This window comes from Deltaproteobacteria bacterium IMCC39524, assembly GCA_029667085.1.
Classification (GTDB): Bacteria; Desulfobacterota; Desulfuromonadia; order Desulfuromonadales; family BM103; genus M0040.
Genome location: JARUHJ010000005.1, coordinates 168,385 through 184,944, shown reverse-complemented (window position 1 = coordinate 184,944; position 16,560 = coordinate 168,385). Strand labels below are relative to the sequence as shown.

The window sequence follows — 16,560 nt, the reverse complement described above, 5'->3', positions numbered from 1 at the left end:
CACTGACGCTGATATGGGTAGCGAGAGGAGGCAATCTCCTCACGACCCGCCGGTTCTGTTTTTGATTGAGGAAAAGTTGTTTTGCCGGAACCTGTCTTTAAATCAGGACAGGAAGAGGGGCTTGTCGCATTTCGGGACTAGTCCACGTTTCTCCGCTCGGCTCAGAAGAGTCTCTACGGCCATGATCCCTTCGTCACCCAGAGTCAGCGAGAAATCATTGACGTAGAGATTGATGTGCGCGTCGATCACCTCATTTTCAAGTTCCTGCGCGTGTTGCTTGATGTAGCTGCGCGGTTCTTGCGGATGAAGTTTGGCGTATTCAAGGCTCCTCCGGATCGCTTCGTCAGCCATTCTGATCGTTGTTTCTCCCAGGTCTCTTCTGGCGAGAATCCCCCCCAAGGGTATCGGCAGACCACTGTCAGCTTCCCACCATGCTCCCAGGTCCAGAACCTCATGGAAGCCCGCCTGCTGATAGGTAAAGCGCGATTCATGGATAATGACTCCGGCGTCTGCTGCGCCGCTTTGCAGTGCGCTCATGATCTGGTCGAAGGGCAGGATGAGCAGATTCTCGTAACCCGACCCATGTAGTTGCAGCAGCAGGTTGGCCGTAGTCAGTTTGCCCGGAACGGCGATCCGTTTGCCGCGAAGAGCCTGCATATCTGTCGAATCTGCAGCAATGACCAGCGGTCCGCAACCGCGGCCAAGCGCGCCACCGCTGTGAAGCAAGGCGTAACGATCGCGTAAATGGCCCAGGGCGTGGTAGGAGATTTTTGTCAGGTCAAGCAGCCCGTCGAGAGCCAGCTGGTTGAGGGTCTCGACATCTTCCAGGCGCTGTTCAATCCTATGGCCAGGAATCGCAACCTTGTTGTGGGTGAGGGCGTAAAAGATATAGGTGTCATTGGGGCAGGGAGAATATCCCAGGCTTAAGCTCTTCATTGCGGTTGTTGCTCCGGCCAGGATTTGAGAAGCTCAAGGATGGCGCGTTGCGCAGCAGCAATGCCGGCGGGGAGATCCCAGCGGCTGGTTTCGCGGTCTTCCACCAGGTTGGAGATGCCGCGGACTTCAAGCAATGGCGTCGAGAGCTGCTGACAGGCCAGGGCGACCGCCGCTCCTTCCATGTTCTCACAGATGCCCTTGGTGCGCTGCTCGATTTCGGTTGCAACAACCGTCGATCCTGTACAGGTGGAGACGGTGACAAAAGGACCGCTGCGCAGCTTTATCTTATTCTCTGTAGCGTGGGCCTGCAGGAGGGGTTTCGCCCAGTCGTGCAGCTCATTGTCAACCGGCCAGTTGTTGTAAAATTTTTCAGGGGTACGGCGCATGGCCAACCTTGTCTCAGCAAGATCCCGGAAGCCTTTAGGGGTAGCGACGCCTTCGTCGCCAAAAATTTCGCCACTGGCAAGTGCTAGGTCGCCCAAAGCCAGGTCTGTGCCAAGATAGGCACCGCCGCAACCGAACAGAAGCAGCGCTTCAGGTTGGCAGCTGCTCAAGAGACTGACGGCAGTGGCTGCTGCCGCGGCTTTGCCGATGCCGCTGTGTGCAAGGGTGATCTTCTTACCTGAGATGGTGCCGGAGATCAAGGCGATGCCATTGACGGATTCCTGCGCAAAATCCTGAAGCGCGGCTCTGATCAGGTTGGTTTCTTCAGGGACTGCTGCGAGGAGAGCGATCATAGGGTCAGGTTAAGGGTTAAGGGTTAAGGGTTAAGGGTTAAGGGTTAAGGGGCTTCCCTTGACCTTTTGCCCTGAACCAACTACCAACGGTTAAGGTTTATACCAGCCGTCGCGAATCAGGTCGCGGCGCAGCTCGTGGCCGGCATTGCGGATCACGCCGTTGTACCAGAAATGTTCCTCAGTGGTGCTGGTGCCTGGGCCGTCCAGTCGCTTGCGATTGTCGATGAGAAGCTGGCGAAACTTTTCGTCTGGTTCTTTGAGGACTTCTAGAATGCGACTTTTCAGGGGGTCTTCGCAGGCGCAGAGAACATGGTGCAGGATGTCGCGCAGCTGCAGTCCCATGCGGTATTCCCAGAGATCGCCATCAAAGTTGGTGCAGCATTCCTGGACAAATTCATTCCAGTCGAGAAGGAGGGCGCCAAAATCATCCTCGGCAAACTCTTCATAGTCCGGATGCTGGCTGAGAATCTCTTCGATCATCTTCTGCTCTTTGCGCGAAAAGAAAAAGGACAGGCTCTCTTCAACCGGGTACATGTCGAGTCGATCGATCAGCTCACGACAAAAGTGGGCGTAATCGAGATCGCGATCGCTGAAGCCCCTTAGCTCTTCGGGAAGGTTTTCTCGCTCCAGGCAGAGGAGTGAAAGATGGTCGTGGCCGAGCTCCGTGTGCAGTAGCAGGTCTGGTCGATGGGGAACCCTGGATTTGGCCAACTGATTAGTGAGGCGCAGATGGTTGTCGGTGAAAAAGGTCAGGACTTTTTCCTCCGAATAAAACATCTCCTGGCTGGAGCGATTGTTGGCCAGGCCAAAACCGACAAAACCATCATGCATCAGGCGGTCCCAGTAAGGTGCGATGATCTCGAGGATCTCAACCGTTGGCATATAGGGCGAATAGTGAATGGTCGGTGCCGGTGGGTCCGTATCTTTGGCGTTAGGTTCGGTGGTGTAAAACTCGAGGATGAAGAAAGCCTCTTCAGGCATGTTCTCAGCAAATTCGTCAAAGATTGTGCGTACATGACAAGGGCCGGCCAGGACGGAAAAATGGTAGGTGTCGCTAGAATTCTCCAGAAGAGAAAAATTATAACCTTCCTGCAGGTTGCGTGACCTGAGTCGTGCTTGTGGCCAGAGCTGTAGTCCTGCAGGAAAAGTTTTGAAAATGTCAGACAATGAGAACCTCTTCCGCCGGGTTGAGCCCGGCACCTTTTTGATTACCTGCTTATGATGCGGCAATCATCTTTGTGAAGTCAACATTAAGTGGCGAAAGGGGGCTTTGTTGTTCTTCCTGAAGTTTGGCGTATTCAGTGAAAACCCTTTTGTGGTGGGCGCATAAAGCGGTTATGAAAAGGTTTGCAGTCACGCTAAATTGGCGTTTAATCTAAGTAAACTGGTTTTATCTAAAATGAATTTTCCGTTGACATGGAGTGCCACTTGGGCTATATCCATGCGGTGGATAAAACCCTATTCTATTGTAGGTAGACTTCATGTGTTATCCGCCTCTGGATTAAATCAAAAACAGAAAAGCATTTTTCATAGCAACCGGCTGGCAGGCGAGAGTGTTCTGCCGGCTGAAAAACTCCAGCAAGCAGAGGAATCCAAAGATGGCAAAAAAAACGATTACACCGTCACTGAAGAATCCATTTGATCCACCTGAGAAAGTTGAATTCACCATTCCTGGTGAGGTTGCCGGCGTGCGCGGCGGCTACGAAGAGGTGATGCAGGAAGGCCATGACCTGATCCAGCGGCCCATCAAGTCCGTTGCCGTCGGTCAGATTGAAAAGCAACATTTCAAAAAGCGGATGACTGTCTGGGAGAGGATCAATGTTCTGACCCAGGCCAAGCCCAACATTTTGTTCCAGAACTGGGGCAAGAACCTTGATGGCGCGTCGCTGGTCACCGGCATTCTCAACATAAATGGCCGTGACGTTGGTGTTTATGGACACGATTTCACAGTACGAGCCGGTTCTATTGATGCAACCAATGGCAACAAACTGGCCCGTCTCTTTAAAATGTGTGGTGAGAAAGGCCTGCCTTTGATCGGCATGAACGACTCCGCAGGCGCTTTTGTTCCTGCCGGTGTCGGTGGCCTAGATGGCTACGCTGAAGCCTTTACCGCCCTGCGTAAGATCAGTGGTGTGGTGCCGACCGTCATGTGCATGTTCGGTTTCAATGCCGGCGGTGGTTCTTATCTGCCTCGCCAGGGTAGCTTCCTCATTCAGCCCAAAGACACCTTCTTCGGTCTGACCGGCCCCGGTGTTGTCAAGTCGGTGCTTGGTGAAGACATTACTCCCGAAGAGCTTGGTGGCCCCAAGGTTCACAGCGCCTCTGGCGTGACCGACCTGATGGTCGCTGATGAAACTGCAGCGTTGCGCACGGCAGTCCGCCTGGTGAGCTATCTCCCTGATAACAACTACAGCATGGCTCCTTTCCAGGAGACCAGCGATCCACTCGATCGTAAAACCTGGGAGATCAATACCCTGTTGAAGAAGGCTTTCAACTCGCCAACCGGTTTCAATACTCCTTTTGATGTCTCAATTATCATTCAGCAGATTTGTGACCATGGTGATTACTTCGAGTTGCAGCCCGAGCGTTCCCGCGAGGCGATCACCGCCCTGGGTCGTCTGGGCGGCAATGTTGTCGGTTTTGTTGCAAACAACAGCGCCGTTTCTTCTGGTCAGATTGACTGCGACTCGGCGGTCAAAATTGCCCGTTTTGTGCGCTTCTGTAATATCTACAACATTCCATTGATCTTCATGGAAGACACGACCGGCTTCCTGCCGGGGCGTGAGCAGGAAGCGCGCGGTATCGTTCAGGCTGGACGCTCGATGCTTGATTCGATCATCGATGTCCGCACACCGCGTATCCTGCTGATTCTACGTAACGCTTATGGGGGCGCCTACGCGTCTTACAATAACTATCCCACCGGTGCCGATCTGGTTCTGGCCCTACCGACCACCCGTCTCGCTGTTATGGGCCCGGCCGGTAAGGAGTTTGTCTATAAAGGTGAGTTGCGCAAGGTCCGTGGCGCGATCAAGAAAATGGTCGCCGACGGAATCCTGACACGAACCAAGGCAGGCATGGACGGAGCGGAAGCCAAGAAGGACGCCGAGGCCGAGGCCGCAGAATGGCTAAAGCTTCAGGAAGCAGAGCTTAACCTGCGTTACGAGAAAGAATTGATGAACCCGAAAGAGGGTCTCGCCCTTGGGTCTATCTCCTCACTGGTTATGCCGACTGATCTGCGCCAGGTTCTTGGTGAGAACATGAACTTCCTGTTGCGTCACTACGAGGCTTCGTCCTGGCAGGATGTCCAACGCGAATTCCATTAATCACTGCGGATACTATTGACATAAGCGAATCAAGGTTTCGACTTGGAGATATAAAGCAATGGCACAGAATAATAACTACACAAATAATCCACTGATCCACAGCGATCGTCGCTTGAGTCAGTCTGACTCGGAATGGGTCCGTTCTTTCTCTTGTGAAGAACTTTGCCCGTTGATCGTTTGCCGCGGCCCGATCCGTCTGGAAGCGATGACCGTCTACGAGGAAATGGGGATCAGCCACTACGGTATCCTGCTCTCGGAGAAGGATTCGATCGTTTATCCCAATGCGCTTTCCCCTGAACTGCGTTTGCTGACCGACAACAGCCGTGTACACCGGGTGCCCGACTATACCGGCGCCTCAAAAGAGGAACGTGTTGAGCGGATCGGCCAGATCATCCAGATTGCCAAAGATAACGGTTACAATGCGATCTTTGCCGGTTATGGCTTCATGGCTGAGGATGACGAGTTTGTTGCGGCGATCGAGGATGCTGGTCTGAAATTTATCGGCCCTTGTGCGGCTACCCAGCGTGGCGCAGGCAAGAAAGACGAAGCCAAGCGTACCGCACTGAGTGTTGACGTATCTGTAACACCTGGTATTGACAACGCGACTTCACGCACCCTGATCAGCAAGCACCCGAGCCGTGAGGCTTTGTTGGCTGTGGCCAAGGCGGAAGGGCTTAACTGTGATAAAAAAATCCTCGCAGACAAGAAGATCGAGCTTGTCGACCTGGCCGGTCACATCCTCATGGCTTCTTATGAAAAAGGGATTGATCTTTTTTCTATCGATGAACTCGGAGCCCAGGTTGAAAAAGAATGTTTCGATATGTTCAAGAACTACCCAGGCGCCCGGATCCGTCTCAAGGCGATCGGTGGTGGCGGTGGTAAAGGCCAGCGTATCCTCGGCGCTTCGCTTCTGACCAAGAAGAACCCTTCCGATGCCGACATCAAAAAAGCTGCAAAAGTCGCGCCCGAGCTGGTTCGCGAGGTTCTGCTTGAGGTCAAGGCCAACGGCGTTGGCGACAATAAAAACGTTCTCGTTGAGCTGAATATCGAGCAGACTCGTCACAACGAGATCCAGTTGCTCGGTAACGGTGAGTGGGCCATCGCCCTCGGTGGGCGTGACTGCTCGCTGCAGATGCATGAGCAGAAGCTTCTCGAGATTTCTGTGACTCAGGAAGCGCTGAGCGATGAAATCAAGAAAGCGAAAAAAGCTGGCCAGAAAGCTCAAGCCAAGGCTCTCGAAAGCGATCTGCAAGTTCTCAAGCGCATGGAAGAGGAATCCGAGCGTTTCGGTATGGCCGTCGGCCTTGATTCCGCATCAACTTTTGAATGTATTGTTGATGGCGCCCGCCACTATTTCATGGAAGTCAACACGCGTATCCAGGTTGAGCACAGGGTTACCGAGCTGGTGTACAACCTGAAGTTCACCAATCCAAAGAACAAGAAAGAGTTCTTTGTCGTCGAGTCACTGGTTGAAGCTATGGCTCTTCTGGCTATGCACAAAGAGCGGCTGCCGCGTCCTGAGCGTCAGCAACGATTTGGTGCTGGCGCCGAAGCGCGTCTCAACGCGACCGATTGTTCTCTTTCGCCAAGTGCCGGCGGCGTCATTCGTTACTGGTCGAAGCCGATTGATGGCGAGATTCGTGATGACCAGGGCATCTGTATGGTCAACCCGGACACCGGCCAGTTCATGCGCTACACGGTGGCCGGAGCCTACGATTCCAATATCGCCCTGCTCTTGACCAAAGGTGACGATCGCCTCGACAGCTACAATCATCTCTCCAAGGTTCTACGCAGCACCGTTCTGCGCGGTACCGATCTGGCGACAAACCTCGAGTTCCATTATGGTCTGGTGAACTGGTTCCTCGGTCAGAACGTTATGGCCAAGCCAACCACCCGTTTTGTTGTTCCTTACCTGACCCTGGTGGGTAAGCTGAAAGAAGAAGCCAGCAAGTTGGATGTTGTCTATGCTTTCATCTCGATGAAAAAACACCTGGCTAAACTCTATAGTGATAGCCCGGAGATCAATAAGGCCATTTCAGAAACCCTCGACCGCAAGGGAACCCTGTTAACCCGTCCAATGGAGCTGCTGCTGGCCGATCCGCATATGCTTTCAGGCTGGTTGAGCCTGAATCGCAAAAACTTCACATTCAAAAATGGTAAACTGGTCTGGCTGCGCAATCCTCTGGTTATTCTCGAGGAAACTTACGAGTTCCTCAACATGACCTGGCGTAATGATGCTCCGGCTGCCGAGGTGATCTGGACTCATGACCGCGACCTGTTGCAGAATGCCCTGGCTTTCTATGCTGAACTGCGCGAGAAGTTCGGCTTGAGTAAGGATGAATTCGTCAAGCTTAACGATATCCTTGGCAAGGACAAGCCGCAGGGTGGCTTCGACGCAGAGACCTGGGCAGAGATCCAATCTGCACACCTTGGTTTCGAGGTCGGTAACGAGCTCTTCGGTCTGCTCTTCATGATCGCCGAGAAGACAGATTTCTACGCCTTCAAGGTTGAAGAAGACCTCGAGGTGACGATTCCTGATTACCTTAATGATCCTGACCTGCAGGCAGCCATGAAGAAGATTCTGGTGCCGCCTCCTGCGACCAAGGCCGACGAGATCGTTACGCCGGGCGGCGGCATGTACTATGCCCAGGAAGCGCCAGGCATGCCGATGTTCGTTAAAGAGGGTGAGCACTTCGAAAAAGGTCAGCCACTCTTCATCCTTGAAGTTATGAAGATGTTCAACAAGGTTCCGGCTCCTTTCTCAGGCACTGTGGACAAGATTCTGATTGAAGGTGGTGACGGCGTTATCGTGCAAAAGGGCCAGCCGATCTTCAAGGTCACCCCGGATGAGAAGTTTGTGGAGGTCGATCCAAAGCAAATTGAGCAAGAGCGGCGTGCCGCAACTTCGGAATACCTGAGTGCTATCATTTGATGGCGAAGATGCAGTCTCGTTCCTTTTGATTGGTTGTGAAAATAAGCCCCGCCTGTTCTCAGGCGGGGCTTCGTTTGTTTTTTGTTTGTTCGACAACTTGAGTTTTTCTCTGTTTTTTCGTTCAACGGGAGAGCCGCAGATCGTTCATCTGTTGCTCTCCTTGTTGAACTTTTAACCTCCGAGACAAAAGCAAAACCGTCGGGGTTGCCCGACAGCAACGTCATTTTCTTTGTAGCGACAAAGAAAACGAAGCAAAAGAAAGCTTGGTGCTGCGCTTGGCATGTTTTACTCGATTCATTCTGGTGGCAAATATTATTGGAATAAATCTTTGGTAGTCTACACATCCCCCGCTAGCCCCGAGGCCCTTTAGGACCTCTATGACTCTGGTTTGTGTTATTTATGTGTGCTTTTGCTTTTTGCTGCAAAAGACCACGATCTGGAAGGCCCTCGACCAGGGCCGGATTCTTTATTTATGTCGCATCTTAAAGGCTATGAAGTCTGGCAAAGGAGTTGCCCTCCGCAAGGAGTAAGGCCTTTTTTGCATCCTTTTTGTGGCCGCTTGGACAAAAAGGATGGCGTCTGGCGGGACGCGACCCGCCGGTTCTGCTTTTAATTCTCAACAAAGACTTTAAAGAGCAACAGATTAACAATCTGTTGCTACTGCCTTCATTTATAGTGACAAAATTGACCTTTGTCAGCCTCCTGAGTCCTTGCTGTTCTCAGGAGGGGCTCAGGAGGCTAGGTAGTCGTTTAATATAGGTAAAAGGCTTTTTACCTTCATTGAAAATTAATTGACAATTGTGCCTTGTATCGGTTATATCCTAAAGGTTCTAAAACCTTATTCTATTTTCGTTTGGAAGGCCTGCCGTGGAATACAACATCGGTGCAAAAATCAAGGAACTGCGCAAGGCACGCAAGCTGACTTTACAGGCTGTGGCCCGTGAAACCGGCTTCTCGCCCGCGTTGATCTCGCAGATCGAAAACAATAATGTTTCTCCTCCTATCGCGACACTCTCCAAGATCGCCCGCTTTTTTGACGTCAAAATCGGTCTTTTTTTCGAGGAGGATGAAGTCGATTGCAAGTACGAAGTCGTTCGTAAGGCTGATCGTCGGGAAGTCAGTCGGGTCATTTCCGTCGCCGGAACCGGCCATGGCTATGCTTATGAGGCGCTCTCTTTCCGTAAGCGCAACAAGAAGATGGAACCGTTTGTCGTGACTGTGTCGCAACGTCCGGAGGAAGAAACCCTTTACAATCATGATGGAGAAGAGTTTCTCCTGATTCTCAAAGGCCAGGCCGAAGTTATCCTCGATGATGAACGCATCTTCCTGGATGAAGGGGATGCAGTTTATTTTGACGCAACCTTGAAGCACCGTCTGCTCTCATACGGCGGCGAAGAAACTCAGGTTCTGGCGATCGTCACACGATAGGTCAAGTCCGAGGCTGGGGGCTTGGGACTGGGGTCTGGCTCGTGTACTAACCAGCCCCTAGTCCCAAGTCTCCAGCCCCTGCATTAAAATAGTTTTTGAAAGGACAACCGTAATGAGCTGTTTTGAAAAAAAGACCAAGGCTGATTGGGAAGCACAGGCCAAAAAGGAAAAGAAGACCGACGACCTCTCCGGTTTCAAATGGGAAACTCCGGAAGGCATTGACGTTAAGCCTCTCTATACGGCTGAAGATGTTGAGGGTTTGAAAACCACCGACTCTATGCCCGGTTTGGCCCCTTTCACCCGTGGCCCCATGGCGACCATGTACGCTGGGCGTCCCTGGACCGTTCGTCAGTATGCCGGTTTCTCGACCGCTGAAGAATCCAATGCCTTCTACAAGCGGAATCTGGCTGCTGGTCAGCAAGGCTTGTCGGTTGCTTTCGACCTGGCGACACACCGTGGCTACGATTCCGATCATCCCCGTGTGGTCGGCGATGTTGGCAAGGCCGGTGTTGCCATCGATTCTGTCGAGGACATGAAAATCCTCTTCGGTGATATTCCTCTCGACAAGGTCTCCGTGTCTATGACTATGAACGGTGCGGTTCTGCCGATTCTGGCCAACTACATTGTCGCCGCCGAAGAGCAGGGTGTTTCGCAGGAGCAGTTGGCCGGAACCATTCAGAACGATATTCTCAAAGAATTCATGGTTCGTAATACCTATATCTATCCTCCGGCACCCTCGATGCGCATCATCGCCGATATCATTGAATACACCAGCGAGAAGATGCCACGTTTTAACTCGATCTCGATCTCCGGCTATCATATCCAGGAAGCCGGTGCCAATAATGCCCTGGAGTTGGCTTTTACCTTGGCTGATGGCATTGAGTACGTGAAAACGGCGATCGACAAGGGGCTGGATGTTGATGCTTTTGCCCCGCGACTCTCTTTCTTCTTCGCCATCGGCATGAACTTCTTCATGGAAGCAGCCAAGCTGCGTGCCGCCCGCTACCTCTGGTCGCACCTGATGAAGCGCTTTGAGCCGAAGAACCCAAAGTCGCTGATGCTGCGCACCCATTGCCAGACTTCAGGCTGGAGCCTGACCGAGCAGGACCCCTACAACAATGTTGTGCGGACAACTCTCGAAGCTCTGGCTGCCGTGCTGGGTGGAACACAATCGCTGCATACCAACGCACTGGACGAGGCGATTGCCCTGCCGACCGAGCATTCGGCGCGGATTGCCCGTAATACCCAGTTGATTATCCAGGAAGAGTCCGGTGTCACCAACGTTGTCGATCCTCTCGCCGGCTCCTATTATGTTGAGTCTCTGACCGCGTCACTGATTGAAGAGGCCCGGACGATTCTTGATGAAATCGAAGGCCTCGGTGGTATGACCAAGGCGATCGAGACAGGGATGCCAAAGCTGCGCATCGAAGAGTCGGCAGCCAAGAAGCAGGCCTCTATCGATAGCGGTCGCGACGTCATCGTTGGCGTCAACAAGTATCAGATGGCTGAAGAAGATGAGATCGAAGTCCTTGATGTCGACAACACTGCGGTGCGCAAGTCGCAGATTGTTCGTCTCGAAAAAATGCGCGCCGATCGCGACGAGGAGGCTTGTCAGAAGTCCCTTGCCGCAATTACTGCTGCATGCGAAGATGAGCAGCAGAATCTGCTGGGTCTCTGTGTGGATGCTGCCCGCCTGCGGGCCAGCGTCGGTGAGATCTCCGATGCCATGGAGAAGGTCTTCGGGCGTCACAAGGCACAAATCAAACTGGTCTCAGGAGCTTACGGATCCGTGGTAGATAAAGATGCTAACTTTGCCGAATTGAAGACGCGTATCGACGCCTTTGCTGCCAAAGACGGTCGACGCCCGCGAATCCTGATCGCCAAGATGGGCCAGGATGGTCACGACCGCGGCGCCAAGGTTGTAGCAACGGCTTACGCTGATGCCGGTTTCGACGTGGACGTCGGTCCACTCTTCCAGACCCCTGAAGAAGCAGCCAAGATGGCTGTAGAGAACGACGTGCATGTGGTTGGTGTCTCCAGCCTTGCGGCGGGACACAAAACCCTTGTTCCGCAGCTTGCTGCTGAAATGAAGAAGCTTGGTGCGGAAGATATCGCGATCGTTTGCGGTGGGGTTATCCCGCGCCAGGATTACGACGAACTCCTCGCTGCTGGCGCCGCCAGAATCTTCGGCCCGGGAACACCGATCGTCACTTCGGCCACCCAGACTCTGGATGCGATCGAAGAAAAACAGAAATAAATGATCAGTCAATGTGAATGGGGGGCGGGCGCTAGCCTGCCCTCTTTTTTGTGGTACTCAAAAGCGATTCAACGCGGAGACACGGAGACGCTGAGAGACTCTTGAAGTGTTTTTTCCTCAGTTCCCAAGGTTAGGATTTTAAGTCAGCTTTTGTGTTTTCAACAATCAAGCATCGCTTTAAATGTTTTCTCTGTGTCTCTGCGTCTCGAGTGAGCACAGCGAACGGGCGTTGAACGTTTTTCCAGGTTTAGCATATGATCAAAATCCAAGATATCGCAGATGGCGTCCGCGCTGGCAATGTCCGCGCCCTCGCCAAGGCCATCACCCTGATCGAAAGCCGCAACCTCGATCACTCTCTGGCTGCGACCACGCTACTCGACGAGCTTCTTCCAGACACCGGTAACTCGATTCGTATCGGTATCTCAGGTGTCCCCGGTGCAGGCAAGAGTACCTTTATCGAAGCCTTTGGCATGTATCTGCTCAGCCTCGGCCACAAGGTTGCGGTGTTGGCCGTTGACCCCTCGTCTCAAATTTCCGGCGGTAGCATCCTCGGTGACAAAACCCGTATGGAAGAGCTTGCCAGGGAGGATGGCGCCTTCATCAGGCCATCTCCGGCAGGGCAAACCCTGGGTGGCGTGGCTCGCAAGACCCGCGAGACAATGCTGGTCTGTGAAGCGGCCGGATACGATGTCATCATCGTCGAAACGGTCGGTGTCGGCCAGTCCGAGATTACCGTCGCATCCATGGTAGATTTTTTCCTTCTGCTGCAGATCCCCAACGCCGGTGATGAACTGCAGGGCATCAAGCGCGGAGTCATGGAGATCGCCGACGCCATCGTCGTCAACAAGGCCGAAGGGGAGAACCGTCCCCGTGCCGAACTGGCCCGTCAGCAGTACGCCAATGCCCTGCACATGCTCAAGCCAAAGAGCCTCAACTGGCAAGTCCCCGCTCTCCTCTGCAGTGCCCTGCACAATGAAGGCGTTGACGAAGTCTGGAGCACCATCGAAGACTTCGGAACCCGGATGCGCGAGACGGGCGAACTGCAAGAGAAACGAAACCTGCAGGCCAGCGACTGGATGTGGACGCTGCTCTTAGACGACCTGAAAGAGATGTTCCTGCGCGACAGAAACGTTGAGAGCCTGGTGGAGCAGGTGCAGGAGGCCGTTGCGATGGGTGTGACGACACCCAGCGCCGCAGCTCGGAGATTGCTGGAGGCGTTTAAGAGGAATTAATAGTTGTAATTTATTCAACGCGGAGGCACGGAGGCGCTGAAAATATTATTATGAGATTTTATGGAGGGGCAAATGGAACTGAATGTTTTAACGGGGGAGATTGTTGGCGCTGCGATTGAGGTGCATCGTGAATTAGGTGGGCCAGGGCTGCTGGAAGAAATTTATGAATCAGCAATGGTTTGTGAACTTGAATTACGGGGATTGAGCGTTCAGAGGCAAGTTGCTGTTCCAGTGCTATACAAAGGCCATAATATCAAGAAGCAGCATTACCTGGATCTCCTTGTTGAAGGCCGTGTGATAATTGAAGTCAAAGCGGTTGAAAAAGCATCTAAGTTGTTTGAATCTCAACTGCTAACGTATCTGCGCTTGACTCAACTGAATGTTGGTTTGCTGATAAACTTCGGTGAGACACAAGTCAGGCAAGGCGTGCGTCGTGTCATTAATGAACTCTCCCCAAAAGACAACCTCCGCGTCTCCGCGCCTCCGTGTTGAATAATGTTTTAGAGATTTAACTAAGACTAACTTAAAGAGGTTTATACTTATGCCAAAAAAAATCAGTCACATCGGTATCGCCGTCAAGAGCATCGAAGAGTCCACAGCTTTTTACCGGGATGTCCTCGGGATGGAGTTTGAAGGTACGGAAGTCGTCGAAGAGCAGAAGGTCAAGGTCGCTTTTTTTGTGGTTGGTGAAAGCCGCATTGAGCTTTTGGAGGCAACCTCTGACGATTCGCCGGTTGCCAAGTTCCTGGAAAAGAACGGTCCGGGAGTGCATCACGTGGCTTATGAGGTTGCGGATCTTCAGGCGCGGCTGGTGCAGCTCAAGGCTGAGGGTGTGCGTTTGATTGATGAGACGCCGCGTACCGGGGCCCATAAAACGAAAATAGCGTTCATGCATCCCAAGGCGAGCGGTGGCGTATTGACCGAGCTTTGCCAGCCCGGCGATCATTAGGTTGAGTTTGAACACCGGGCTGCTGTCGCGGGTGAAAGGCTTCTTCGGGGGCCTTGCCCAAAAAAGTAACGATGTTTTATTGCTGTGTACTTATTAGGCCTACTCTAATCTAGGACACTAAATGAAGGCCCTGAGTTGTTTGCGCTTGACAAATAAAAACAACGTTTCTACACTGCAAAAAGCTGTTCTATTGTGAGAAGGGGAAGCTGACCTTTGTGCGTTGATCATTTAAAACCTGTTAAGTGGCTGTGTGCTGTTTTTCTTCTGGCGCTTTTTTCTGTGGCTCCAACCCTTGGCTTCGCCATCGAGGCGGGCGAGCCTGCTCCAGATTTTAAGCTACAGTCACTGACGGGCGAAGAGGTCTCCCTTTCCGACTTCAAAGGAAGCCTGGTTCTGCTCAAGCTGGCAACCACCTGGTGCCCGACCTGCAAGCTCCTATCGGCAGAGATCAGAAAAGTCGGTCCTTTTCTTAAGGAACAGAATGTTGTGGTCCTGGAAGTTTTTGTTCAGGACAGCAAGGAGACGATTCTCGAGTATCTAGGTGATCATGAGCCGCCCATGGTTTTTCATGCCTTGCTCGATGATGGCCAGGCTTATGAAGCTTACAATGTTTACCTGATCCCGAGATTCCTGGTTGTCGATAAAGAGCAGGTTGTACGTTTTGACAGCTCCGGCCGTAACGTGATGGCTGACGATATTCGTGCCATGGTTCAGGAGTACAATCATCCTCTGGCACAAGAGACTTCAGGGAAGATGGAATGAAAAAGTGAATGCTTGTTTGGTTTCGGTCAAAGCCGTGTGAAAAATGCGACAGTGTGGTTGCGCCGCAACACTCTTTTGCTGGGGAACGAGCAGAAAAAATAACGTTATTTCGTTACCAAAGTTAGAAAATGCTTGGAATTGAGGGCTTCTTTGGTTATCTTGTGTAGCATTAGCTAAATTGGCATCATTGTTGAAGTATTGCAACTAGTCGGGCTGTGCGCCCGAAAAGATATAATCTTTAAAAGTCGCAACAGTTTTAATGGTGCAATCAAATAAATCTACGAAAGGAGGTAAGTGAATGAAGAAGGTTTTTACCGGAGCACTTGCGGTTATGATGATCCTCTCTTTGGTAGCATGCGCTGGCACAAGTGGTGATCAGAAGATTCGCGTCAAGTGTCCGGCCTGTGGCTATGAATTTGATGCACCGACCGAGTAAACTTAAGCAGTTTTATTTTAAAAGGCTTGGCTCACTGTGGTAGTGGGTGCAGGTTGTAAACTGAGAGTAATTACATTCAGGAGGCAAAAAGATGAAAATGTTAAAGGTAGTATTGGCAGCATTGGTCATGGTGGCCATGGTGACTCCAGTCATCGCGGAAGATCGTCTCAGCCTGAACGGCGAAATGCGTGTTCGTGGTTGGTATGTAGACACCGACAACGAAAACGACAGTACTGACACCTATGGTGACCAGCGTCTGCGTATCGGCGGCAAGATTGCCGTTGCTGAAGGCGTCAGCATCACTTTCCGTACTGACATCACTGAGTCTCGTTGGGGTAGCGGCAACGCAAACGGTTCCGGTCGTACTTCTGTCGGCGGTAGCAACTTCCAGTCCCAGCACTGGGATCGTGCTCACATCGACCTCACCAAAGGCAACTTCCACCTGCGTGCCGGTCAGCAGTTCAAAGCCTATGGCAAGACCTATGCTGTTGACGTACAGAGCAACGGTCTCTCTTTTGACATTAAGGGCGACGTGCCTGTCAATGTCTTCGCATTCCTGATTGACGACAATGCTCAGGCAGCTGCGCCTGCTTTCATTATCGATCAAACCACAGGCGCAATCGTTGCTAATCCTGCTGCTTCTGCTGGTAACTCTGGCTTAGACACCACGGATGCATTCATCTTCGGTGCTCATGTCAAGCCGATCAAAGACGTTAATGTCTTTGTTGCCGGCCAGACTGATTACTACGCCGAAGGCGAGGAAGTCTTCGTGATTGGTGCCAGCGGTTCTTTCGATTTAGGTCCTCTTAAGCTCGATGCTGAAGCGGATTTCTTCGATGGTGATGCAACTGATACTGTTGATGCTTTCGGTACCCAGCTCTTTCTCGACCTTTCTGGCGCTGTTTCAGACACCTTTACCGTCGGTGGTCAGCTCTTCTACGCTCTTGGCGATGACGAAGACACGCAGTACAGCGGTATCGGCACCAAGTTCGGTGGTTGGGATCCAATCTATGATGTCGGCACCAGCTTGAGCAACGAGAACATGCGTTTGAACGACAACAAGGGCCTTTCTGGCCCCAGCCCGTTTGACTTCTCTGGCAAGAGTGCCGGTGTTGTTGGCGGTCGTCTCTATGCCAGCATGATGCTGGGAGATGCCAAGGTAGCCGCATCCGCTGCATGGCTGGAAGTTGAGGAAGACAAGTTCACTGAAGCTGAGGCTCAAGCCTTTGCTATCGGTCTGGTTTACCCTGTGATGGAAAACACCACCTTCCAGGCGCAAGCTCAGTTCACTTCAGTCGACGACGACCTGTCCAATACTGACGGTGATGTTACCGAATTTGGTACAGGCCTGTTCGTCAAGTTCTAAGATTCTTTAGAGCGCGACACGTTACAAGCTCGACCTGAAAAGCCCGCTGCTAACGCAGCGGGCTTTTCCATTTTTTAATCCGTAGAAGTGGCTTTGTGACAATCGTGATTATGTCTCTGTAATTTACCGTTTAGCGCTTTGCTTTTGCCTTAAAAGCCGATAAAATGCGGACTCGAATAAGAAAGAATTATGAAGATGTCTA

At 52.1% G+C, this 16,560-nt stretch carries 14 protein-coding genes; 11 read left to right on the top strand and 3 right to left on the bottom strand.

The annotated features are described in order from the left end of the window. Nucleotides 1-102: 102 nt before the first annotated feature. The 3 genes from P9J64_13485 to P9J64_13475 form a co-directional block, all read right to left on the bottom strand. On the bottom strand, nt 103-936 hold the full coding sequence (locus P9J64_13485; GenBank protein ID MDG5469336.1) for a 1,4-dihydroxy-6-naphthoate synthase: 834 nt from the start codon (nt 934-936) through the stop codon (nt 103-105). Next, nucleotides 933-1,673: a futalosine hydrolase gene (gene mqnB, locus P9J64_13480; protein MDG5469335.1), complete on the bottom strand. Its 741-nt coding sequence runs from the start codon at nt 1,671-1,673 to the stop codon at nt 933-935. Before mqnB ends, P9J64_13485 begins: the two co-directional genes overlap by 4 nt. A 90-nt stretch (nt 1,674-1,763) precedes the next feature. Continuing rightward, the gene (locus P9J64_13475; GenBank protein MDG5469334.1) at nt 1,764-2,840 is read right to left on the bottom strand and encodes a hypothetical protein; all 1,077 of its coding nucleotides are present in this window, start codon (nt 2,838-2,840) and stop codon (nt 1,764-1,766) included. Nucleotides 2,841-3,072: 232 nt separating this feature from the next. Between P9J64_13475 and P9J64_13470 the strand changes: the two genes are divergently transcribed. The 11 genes from P9J64_13470 (at nt 3,073) to P9J64_13420 (ending at nt 16,358) form a co-directional block, all read left to right on the top strand. Beyond that, the gene (locus P9J64_13470; GenBank protein ID MDG5469333.1) at nt 3,073-3,315 is read left to right on the top strand and encodes a hypothetical protein; all 243 of its coding nucleotides are present in this window, start codon (nt 3,073-3,075) and stop codon (nt 3,313-3,315) included. Further along, entirely contained in the window at nt 3,272-4,996 is a 1,725-nt protein-coding gene (locus P9J64_13465; GenBank protein MDG5469332.1) for a carboxyl transferase domain-containing protein, read from the top strand. The genes P9J64_13470 and P9J64_13465 overlap by 44 nt, the downstream gene beginning before the upstream one ends. A 58-nt stretch (nt 4,997-5,054) precedes the next feature. After that, nucleotides 5,055-7,928: a biotin carboxylase N-terminal domain-containing protein gene (locus P9J64_13460; GenBank protein ID MDG5469331.1), complete on the top strand. Its 2,874-nt coding sequence runs from the start codon at nt 5,055-5,057 to the stop codon at nt 7,926-7,928. Nucleotides 7,929-8,795: 867 nt separating this feature from the next. Then, a complete protein-coding gene (locus P9J64_13455; GenBank protein ID MDG5469330.1) occupies nt 8,796-9,356 on the top strand; it encodes an XRE family transcriptional regulator in 561 nt (186 codons plus the stop codon). Nucleotides 9,357-9,468: 112 nt separating this feature from the next. Next, complete coding sequence (scpA, locus tag P9J64_13450; protein ID MDG5469329.1) at nt 9,469-11,613, top strand: methylmalonyl-CoA mutase; 2,145 nt, start codon at nt 9,469-9,471, stop codon at nt 11,611-11,613. 254 nt (nt 11,614-11,867) lie between these two features. Then, nucleotides 11,868-12,845, top strand: coding sequence for a methylmalonyl Co-A mutase-associated GTPase MeaB (meaB, locus tag P9J64_13445; GenBank protein MDG5469328.1), 978 nt, complete (start codon nt 11,868-11,870; stop codon nt 12,843-12,845). Nucleotides 12,846-12,917: 72 nt separating this feature from the next. Continuing rightward, nucleotides 12,918-13,337 (top strand): GxxExxY protein, encoded by a 420-nt coding sequence (locus tag P9J64_13440; protein MDG5469327.1) that lies wholly within the window; start codon nt 12,918-12,920, stop codon nt 13,335-13,337. A gap of 49 nt (nt 13,338-13,386) precedes the next feature. Then, entirely contained in the window at nt 13,387-13,794 is a 408-nt protein-coding gene (gene mce, locus P9J64_13435; protein ID MDG5469326.1) for a methylmalonyl-CoA epimerase, read from the top strand. A gap of 279 nt (nt 13,795-14,073) precedes the next feature. After that, nucleotides 14,074-14,556: a redoxin domain-containing protein gene (locus tag P9J64_13430; protein ID MDG5469325.1), complete on the top strand. Its 483-nt coding sequence runs from the start codon at nt 14,074-14,076 to the stop codon at nt 14,554-14,556. 298 nt (nt 14,557-14,854) lie between these two features. Continuing rightward, nucleotides 14,855-14,992: a hypothetical protein gene (locus P9J64_13425; GenBank protein ID MDG5469324.1), complete on the top strand. Its 138-nt coding sequence runs from the start codon at nt 14,855-14,857 to the stop codon at nt 14,990-14,992. Nucleotides 14,993-15,083: 91 nt separating this feature from the next. Next, complete coding sequence (locus P9J64_13420; GenBank protein ID MDG5469323.1) at nt 15,084-16,358, top strand: hypothetical protein; 1,275 nt, start codon at nt 15,084-15,086, stop codon at nt 16,356-16,358. Nucleotides 16,359-16,560 lie beyond the last annotated feature (202 nt).

What these genes read in the sequence shown, in the direction of transcription:
- P9J64_13485 (MDG5469336.1), bottom strand. Translation starts at nt 936, where the DNA reads ATGAAGAGCTTAAGCCTGGGATATTCTCCCTGCCCCAATGACACCTAT.
- mqnB (MDG5469335.1), bottom strand. Translation starts at nt 1,673, where the DNA reads ATGATCGCTCTCCTCGCAGCAGTCCCTGAAGAAACCAACCTGATCAGA.
- P9J64_13470 (MDG5469333.1), top strand. Translation starts at nt 3,073, where the DNA reads ATGAATTTTCCGTTGACATGGAGTGCCACTTGGGCTATATCCATGCGG.
- P9J64_13465 (MDG5469332.1), top strand. Translation starts at nt 3,272, where the DNA reads ATGGCAAAAAAAACGATTACACCGTCACTGAAGAATCCATTTGATCCA.
- P9J64_13460 (MDG5469331.1), top strand. Translation starts at nt 5,055, where the DNA reads ATGGCACAGAATAATAACTACACAAATAATCCACTGATCCACAGCGAT.
- scpA (MDG5469329.1), top strand. Translation starts at nt 9,469, where the DNA reads ATGAGCTGTTTTGAAAAAAAGACCAAGGCTGATTGGGAAGCACAGGCC.
- meaB (MDG5469328.1), top strand. Translation starts at nt 11,868, where the DNA reads ATGATCAAAATCCAAGATATCGCAGATGGCGTCCGCGCTGGCAATGTC.
- P9J64_13440 (MDG5469327.1), top strand. Translation starts at nt 12,918, where the DNA reads ATGGAACTGAATGTTTTAACGGGGGAGATTGTTGGCGCTGCGATTGAG.
- mce (MDG5469326.1), top strand. Translation starts at nt 13,387, where the DNA reads ATGCCAAAAAAAATCAGTCACATCGGTATCGCCGTCAAGAGCATCGAA.
- P9J64_13425 (MDG5469324.1), top strand. Translation starts at nt 14,855, where the DNA reads ATGAAGAAGGTTTTTACCGGAGCACTTGCGGTTATGATGATCCTCTCT.
- P9J64_13420 (MDG5469323.1), top strand. Translation starts at nt 15,084, where the DNA reads ATGAAAATGTTAAAGGTAGTATTGGCAGCATTGGTCATGGTGGCCATG.